Source organism: Frankia sp. R82, assembly GCF_023716925.1.
GTDB lineage: Bacteria > Actinomycetota > Actinomycetes > Frankiales > Frankiaceae > Frankia.
The window spans coordinates 1-5,179 of sequence record NZ_JAMQQG010000264.1 but is presented as its reverse complement, the minus strand read 5'-3'; the positions used below and the strand labels follow the sequence as shown (position 1 = coordinate 5,179).

The following is a 5,179-nucleotide window of genomic DNA, read 5'->3' as shown; positions in this document are numbered from 1 at the left end:
CCCCACCCCCCCCCCCCCCCCCCCCCCCCCCCCCCCCCCCCCCCCCCCCCCCCCCCCCCCCCCCCCCCCCCCCCCCCGCCAGGGTGACGCTACGTGATGTGTCTGCTCGCGTATCCGTGGCGTCGAACGGCAGGTCGTCATGCTCAGAACTCTGGTCCCGCATCTGGTCCGGACCGCGCCGGTGCGCCTTGCCCTGACCCACGGCCCGCTCTCGTCCGCCGTCATCGACCGGTTCGTGGCGGGCAGCACCGACAAGGACGCGGTGGGTGCGGTCGCCCGGCTGGTCGGCGAGGGGCTGCGGGCGTCGGTGGATCTGCTCGGTGAGGGGGCGTCGCACGCGCAGGACGCCCGCGACACCACCGAGGCCTACCTGCGCCTGCTCGAGGTGGCGGAGCAGGCCGGGCTGGCCGCGGGTCTGGACGTGTCGGTGAAGCTGTCGGCCCTCGGCCAGGCCGTGCCTCGCGACGGGCCGGCGCTGGCCGGCGCGAACGCCGCGATCATCGCCGCCCGGGCCCAGGAACTGGGCGCGACCCTCACGCTGGACATGGAGGATCACACCACCACCGACGCGACCCTGACCGTCCTCGCGCAGCTGCGCCAGGACGTCCCGACGGTCGGCGCCGTCGTACAGGCCCAGCTGCGCCGCACCGAGGGCGACTGCCGCGATCTCGCCCGCGCCGGGTCCCGGGTGCGGCTGTGCAAGGGCGCCTACCTCGAACCGGCCGCCGTGGCCCATCAGGGGCGCAGCGCGGTGGCCGCCGCCTACGCCCGGTGTCTGGGCATCCTGCTGTCCGGTCCGGGCTATCCGATGATCGCGACGCACGATCCGCAGCTGCTCGCCCTGGCCGGGCGGCTGGTGCGTCACCTGGACCGTCCGGCCGGCAGCTTCGAGTACCAGATGCTGTTCGGGGTGCGTCCGGGTGAACAGCGCCGGCTGGCCGCGGCCGGGGCACCCGTGCGGGTCTACCTGCCGTACGGGCCGGACTGCGTGCCCTATCTGTCCAGGCGTCTGGTCGAGAAACCGGCCAACCTGCTGCTGGCCCTGCAGGCCGCGAGCGACTGGCCGGCCCGGTGAACGCGCCGGCCGGGCCCGGCGTGGTCGTGCCCGATCCGGTGAACGAGCCCGTCCGGCGTTACCCCGCCGGCTCCGCGGCGCGGGCAGGGCTGCAGCAGGCCCTGCGCCAGTTCGCCGGGGAACAGCTCGAACTGACCAACACCATCGGTGGGCACAGCCGGCCCGGTGGCGGCGAGCCGCGTGACGTCGTCGTGCCGCACGAGTACCGGCGGGTGCTCGGCACGCTGCGGGAGAGCACGCACGCGGATGCGTGCGCGGCCGTCGCCGCCGCGAAGGCCGCGGCACCGGGCTGGCGGGAGCTCGCCCCGACCGACCGGGCGGCGGTGTTCCTGCGCGCGGCGCAGGCTCTGGCCGGCCCCTGGCGGGACATCGTCAACGCGGCGACGATGCTCGGCCAGGGCAAGACCGCCCACCAGGCCGAGATCGACGCCGCCTGCGAACTCGTCGACTTCTGGCGTTTCAACGTCGCCTTCGCCGCCCGGCTCGCCGGCGATCAGCCACACAGCATCACCGGCGAGTGGAACCGCCTCGACCTGCGTCCGCTGGAGGGTTTCGTCTACGCGGTCACCCCGTTCAACTTCACCTCGATCGCGGGCAACCTGCCGACCGCACCGGCGCTGATGGGCAACACCGTGGTGTGGAAACCGGCGCCGACGCAGGCGCTCGCCGCGCACCTGCTGATGCGCCTGCTGGAGGCCGCCGGGCTGCCCCCGGGCGTGATCAACCTGGTGGGTGGCTCCGGCGTGCCGGTGAGCGAGGTCGTGTGCGCCGACCCGGAACTGGCCGGTGTGCACTTCACCGGGTCCACCGCGGTGTTCACCCGGCTGTGGCAGGCGCTCGCCGCCAACCTGGACCGTTACCGCGGCTACCCCCGGATCGTGGGAGAGACCGGTGGCAAGGACTTCGTCGTCGCCCATCCCTCCGCCGACGTCGATGTCGTACGCGCGGCGCTGGTGCGGGCGGCGTTCGAGTACAGCGGCCAGAAGTGCTCGGCGGCCTCCCGGGCCTACCTGCCGGCCAGCCTCTGGCGGCGCCTCGGGAGTGATCTCGCCGCCGCCACGGAGGCGTTGACGGTCGGCGACGTCGGTGAGTTCGACCACTTCACCGGGGCCGTCATCGACGCCCGGGCCTACGCGCGCCTTGCCGCCGCCTGCACCCGCGCGGCGGACGATCCCTCCGTGACGATCCTCGCCGGTGCCCGCTGCGACGACGGCGTCGGCTGGTTCGTCCGCCCGACGGTCCTGCTCGGGACGGATCCGGGCCGGGAGTGGTTCACCGAAGAGCTGTTCGGCCCGATCCTGGCCGTGTACGTCTACGACGACGACCGGCCCGGCGCCTGGGCGGACGTGCTGGACCTGGTCGACCGGACCAGCGCCTACGCCCTGACCGGCGCGGTCATCGGCACCGACCGGGCGGCCCTCGCCCAGGCCGAGCAGGCCCTGCGCTTCTGCGCCGGCAACCTCAGCATCAACGATGCCCCCACCGGCGCCGTCGTCGGCCGTCAGCCGTTCGGTGGAACCCGCCGCTCCGGCACCGACGACAAGGCCGGCTCGGCCCAGAACCTGCTGCGCTGGGTGGCCCCCCGGATCATCAAGGAGAACCTGGACGCACCGCTGGGCCATCCGAGGCGGTCGGGGTCGAACGTGGGCGAAAACAAGCATCAGGGCATCCACGGACTCTAAACTTGCGCCATCCGGTCCTCCTCTCCCATCCCATCCCTGGAGTTGCCATGTCGGCTGCCGAGCAGGCGCGTCATGTCCTGACCTTCTGCGGGAAGTGCAGCTGCGGCTGTCCTGAGCTGTTCGTGGACCACGACGCGGCCCCAGAGCGCCGCATCGTGCTCACCGACGACTTCGGCCAGCGGATCCAGATGAGCGTCGAGCAGCTGCAGGTCATCGTCGACGAGGCGCGTTCCGGGCAGATCACCGCGCTCGTGGACGCGGAGCTCGCGCTGGGCGTGCGCTGACATGCCCGGTACCACCGTCGTGGCCGGTGCTGCTGTGGCCGCCCCCGTCGCGCGCCGGTGAACCACGACCACCTCACGCGTACGAGTGCCGTCACCGGGCTGCCCACCTCCGTCGCCGTCCTGGTGGCGGCCCTGGCCGGGGTTGTGGGGGCCTACCACGCCGTTCGCCTTGTCGTCACCGTCCCCGAGGGGGCGTCGTCCATGCCGAGACCCGTACGGCGGGTGATCGGGGGGCGTCCTCGGTTCGTCCCGGCGGAGATCGGGCACACGGTCCTCGCGGCCGGCATGGTCGTCATGTTCGTCGGGCCCCCCTCCTGGTCGGGCTCACCCGCGTTCGCGCTGGGGTACGGGGCGCTCGCCGTGGCCTTTCTGGCTCTGGTGGTGACCGGGCCGGCGTGCTGCGAGCCGGCCCGGTGGTCGTGCTGCTCGATGCTGGTCGTGGAGTCGCTGGCCATGGCGTGCATGGCCCGCGCGGGGCGTTGGCCGATGGCCGAGTTCGGCACGGCCGGTGATCTGTCCGGCTGGTTCATCGTCGTGTTCGCCGTGTCGGCGGCCGGCGCGCTGGCCGGTTCCTTGCCGCGCCGGGCCTGGGCCTGGGCCCGGCCGCTGTCGGCCACGGGCCCGGTCCTGCCCGCGGTGGTGCCGATCACTCCCGCGGCCAGCCGACTCGTGATGGCCACCGCAATGCTTGTCATGCTGATGTGATGCACGTGTCGGGACATGGTGGTGGGCCAGGTGGTGGTGGGCCAGATGGTGGTGGGCCAGGTGGTGGCGGACCGCCGGGCACGGACGCTCCGTTCGCCCTCGAGCCGGGCGAGCGGATGCTGCGGGTCCGTCTAGACGGTGGGCGGGTCCACGCGAAGCAGGGATCGATGGTCGCCTACCGGGGCCGGGTCGAGTTCGCCTACCAGGGTGGCGGCGTAGGCGGTTTCCTGCGGCGGGCCGTCACCGGCGAGGGCCAGGATCTGATGCGGGCGACCGGCCACGGCACCGTCTGGTTCGCCGAGTCCGGCCATCACATCACCATCCTCACCCTCGACCGGGACAGTCTCACGACCAACGGCCGCAGCCTGCTGGCCCTGGAGTCGAGCCTGCGCTACAAGGCGACGACGACCTCCGGCGGAATCGGGGCGATGGTCGCCGGTGGCCTGTTCAACACCGAGATCTCGGGGACCGGCGGGGTGGCCGTGCTGTGCGTGGGCTCGCCCCTGGTGCTGTCCACGGACGAGCCGGTGTGCGTGGACCGGGATGCGGCGGTGGCCTGGACCTCCGGGGTACGCACCCGGGTCGTCTCGACGTTCCGGCTCGGCAACCTCGTCGGACGCAGATCGGGCGAGCTTGCACAGGTCGAGTTCTCTGGACGCGGCGGCTTCGTGGTCGTGCAGTGCGGCGAGACGCCGGCGGTGGGCTCCACCACCGAGGGACACTGACGGGCGCCGCGCAACCCGTGCCGACCTCGCTGGACCGACGCCTGTTCGACGAGCTGTGCGCCGCGCTGGTCGGGCAGGGCCTGTCCGTTCCGATCGCCGCGTCTGCGTCGTCCCCGTCCCCGTCACCTGCTCCGTCGTCGCTGCCGAGGGCCGTGGCCGCGCCGTGGGCGGCCACGGCCGCGTGGGCGGACAGCGGGCTGATGTGGCTCACCGGTGCCCCACAGGCCCCACCGACCCTGCCGGACGGGCCGGTGATCGGACGGGCCGAGGCAGCCGCGCGGCTGTTCACGGCACTGTCGGCGGAGGTGGGCCGGACAACGCGACCCGAGGTGGCGGCGCTGCTCGGGGGCCGGGCCGCGCTGCTGGGCCTGGCCCGGGGCGGAACCTGCTCGGCCGGTGGCAGCTGCCGGCTGCTGCCCACCGCGGACGGCTGGATCGCGGTGAACCTGGCCCGCGCACACGACGAGGATGCCGTCGACGCCCTTCTCGGCGCGCTCGGCGGGGGCGTCGGCGGAACTGTGCGCGAGCGGGCCTGGGCGGAGCTTGCCACGGCGGTGTCCACCCGGCCGGCCGCCGAGGTGGTCGGGTTCGCCCGGCTGCTGGCCATGCCGGTCGCCGCGCTGGACCCGGGCCGACCACTCATCGGGTCGTTGGTGTTCGTGCTGGTTCGCCAACGGCCACTGTCGTCCTGGAAGCGCTGCGCCGGCC

The 5,179-nt window shown here is 73.7% G+C and carries 5 protein-coding genes and 1 pseudogene; all 6 read left to right on the top strand.

The annotated features are described in order from the left end of the window. The first annotated feature begins 139 nt into the window (after positions 1-139). Positions 140-1,075, top strand: coding sequence for a proline dehydrogenase family protein (locus ND747_RS19935; protein WP_251735346.1), 936 nt, complete (start codon positions 140-142; stop codon positions 1,073-1,075). Next, positions 1,072-2,757 (top strand): L-glutamate gamma-semialdehyde dehydrogenase, encoded by a 1,686-nt coding sequence (gene pruA / locus ND747_RS19930; RefSeq protein WP_251735345.1) that lies wholly within the window; start codon positions 1,072-1,074, stop codon positions 2,755-2,757. The genes ND747_RS19935 and pruA overlap by 4 nt, the downstream gene beginning before the upstream one ends. A 47-nt stretch (positions 2,758-2,804) precedes the next feature. Continuing rightward, on the top strand, positions 2,805-3,041 hold the full coding sequence (locus tag ND747_RS19925; RefSeq protein ID WP_251735343.1) for a hypothetical protein: 237 nt from the start codon (positions 2,805-2,807) through the stop codon (positions 3,039-3,041). A 57-nt stretch (positions 3,042-3,098) separates the two neighbouring features. Further along, positions 3,099-3,746 (top strand): DUF5134 domain-containing protein, encoded by a 648-nt coding sequence (locus ND747_RS19920; RefSeq protein ID WP_251735342.1) that lies wholly within the window; start codon positions 3,099-3,101, stop codon positions 3,744-3,746. A gap of 116 nt (positions 3,747-3,862) precedes the next feature. Next, positions 3,863-4,471, top strand: coding sequence for an AIM24 family protein (locus tag ND747_RS19915; RefSeq protein ID WP_251735348.1), 609 nt, complete (start codon positions 3,863-3,865; stop codon positions 4,469-4,471). Positions 4,472-4,488: 17 nt separating this feature from the next. Further along, positions 4,489-5,179 (top strand): annotated as a pseudogene (locus ND747_RS19910) (CoA transferase); the annotation flags it as partial.

Excerpts from the sequence above, each read along its gene's own strand:
- ND747_RS19925 (WP_251735343.1), top strand. The coding sequence starts at position 2,805 with ATGTCGGCTGCCGAGCAGGCGCGTCATGTCCTGACCTTCTGCGGGAAG.
- ND747_RS19915 (WP_251735348.1), top strand. The coding sequence starts at position 3,863 with ATGCTGCGGGTCCGTCTAGACGGTGGGCGGGTCCACGCGAAGCAGGGA.
- ND747_RS19935 (WP_251735346.1), top strand. The coding sequence starts at position 140 with ATGCTCAGAACTCTGGTCCCGCATCTGGTCCGGACCGCGCCGGTGCGC.